2 protein-coding genes are annotated in these 1,347 nt (G+C 71.0%); both read left to right on the top strand.

From position 1 onward, the window contains the following. Positions 1-63 precede the first annotated feature (63 nt). On the top strand, positions 64-579 hold the full coding sequence (locus BIS11_RS17730; RefSeq protein ID WP_253423544.1) for a FixH family protein: 516 nt from the start codon (positions 64-66) through the stop codon (positions 577-579). Further along, on the top strand, positions 576-1,347 hold a 772-nt coding region (locus BIS11_RS17725), incomplete at its 3' end, for a heavy metal translocating P-type ATPase metal-binding domain-containing protein (protein ID WP_253586745.1). The genes BIS11_RS17730 and BIS11_RS17725, both read left to right, overlap by 4 nt.

Below are 1,347 nucleotides of genomic sequence, written 5' to 3'. Positions count from 1 at the left end.
GAGCAAGGCGACCTGCATGCCGAGCGCGAGACGCGCTTTCTCGGCGGCGAGAGGAGATAGCCCATGAAGCCATCCACGCTGCCGCCCTGGTATCGCCAGTTCTGGCCCTGGTTTCTGCTCGGGCTTCTGCTCTCGTCGATGCTGGTGAGCACGGGCTTCGCGCTCATCGCCACGCGCAGCTTCGACGGCATGGTGGTGCAGGAGGACTACTACGAGCACGGCAAGGCGATCAATACGCGCCTGGCCAAGGACGAGCGCGCCCGGGCGCTGGGGCTTGCCGCGACGCTTGCCATCGACCCGGTCACCGGCGACGTGGTGCTCGACTTGACCGGCGAGGCGCGACCCGAGCGCCTCGTGCTCGCCTTGATATTTCCCACCCAGGACGACCGCGACGCCCGCGTGGTGCTCACCCACCGCCGCGACGGACGCTACGTCGGCCAGCTCGAGACCCGGCTGCGCCACCGCTGGTACCTGGCCCTCACCCCGGAAGCCTCGGCAGAGTGGCGCCTGCGCGGCGAGATCACCCTGCCAAGTGATGCCGCCGTGGCGCTCTCCCCCGGTGGGAGCGAGGCGCCATGAGCGCGCCTTGCTACCACTGCGGCACGCCGGTGCCCGACGGCGCCCCCTGGCGCATCGTGATCGACGAGACCCCGGAGCCGCTGTGCTGCCCGGGCTGCGAGGCGGTGGCCCACGCCATCGTCGAGGGCGGGCTTGCCAACTACTACCGTTACCGCACCGAGCTGTCGCCGCGCCCGGCGGCAGACGAGGCCCGACCCCAGACCTGGGCGGCCTTCGACCACCCGGACCTTCAAGCGCAGTTCGTGCACACAGGCAACGGCCAGGCGAGCGCCACGCTTGCGGTGGAGAACATCACCTGCGCCGCCTGTGCCTGGTTGATCGAGCACCACCTCAACGCCCTGGCGGGCATCACCCAGAGCGCGGTGAACCTGGCCGAGCACCGCCTGCGGGTGAGCTGGGACCCGGCGGTGCTGTCGCCCTCGCGGCTATTCGCCGAGCTCGCCGCCATCGGCTACGACGCCCTGCCCTTCGAGCCGGACAGCGCCTACCGGCGCCAGCAGCGCGAGGAGCGCATGACCGTGCGCCGGCTGATCGTCGCCGCGGTGGGCATGATGCAGGTGGTGATGTTCTCGATCCCGCTCTACGTCGCCGGCCCCGGCGAGCTCGATGCCGGCATGGACGCCCTCTTCCACTGGCTGTCGCTCGCCCTCACCACGCCGGTGGTGCTGTTCTCCGCCCGGCCCTTCTTTCGCGAGGCCGGGCGGGCGCTTGTTCATCGCCGCCTCACCATGGAGGTGCCGGTGGCGCTCGCCATCGGCGGGGCGTACC

This window comes from Halomonas sp. 707D4 (genome assembly GCF_024158685.1).
Lineage (GTDB): Bacteria > Pseudomonadota > Gammaproteobacteria > Pseudomonadales > Halomonadaceae > Vreelandella.
Note: the sequence above shows the minus strand (reverse complement) of the source record. Positions and strands in the feature narration are given on the sequence as shown.